We start from the raw sequence: 363 nt of genomic DNA on the forward strand, positions 1-363 counted from the left end.
GTGCAGTGAGGGAACCGCCTGAACTGAAACATCTAAGTAGGGCGAGGAAAAGACATCAAACGAGATTCCGTAAGTAGTGGCGAGCGAACGCGGAAGAGGGCAAACCAGAGGTAGAAATACCTCTGGGGTATGGACTGCTTTTAGGACTTGAGCTGTTAACCGAACGGCATGGGAAGGCCGGTCAAAGAGTGTGAGAACCACGTAGGTGAAAATGGCGAGAGCTGCGCAGGATCCGGAGTACGGCCAGACACGTGAAACCTGGTCGGAAGATGGGGGGACCACCCTCCAACCCTAAATACTACCCAGTGACCGATAGCGTATAGTACTGTGAAGGAAAGGTGAAAAGCACCCCGGGAGGGGAGT

Annotated in this window: 1 rRNA gene; it reads left to right on the forward strand. The window is 53.7% G+C overall.

Annotated features, from left to right (window positions below):
* Nucleotides 1-363 (forward strand): 23S ribosomal RNA (locus JCM17207_RS10480); the annotation flags it as partial.

Origin of the sequence: Faecalibacterium gallinarum, assembly GCF_022180365.1 — a bacterium.
GTDB lineage: Bacteria > Bacillota > Clostridia > Oscillospirales > Ruminococcaceae > Faecalibacterium > Faecalibacterium gallinarum.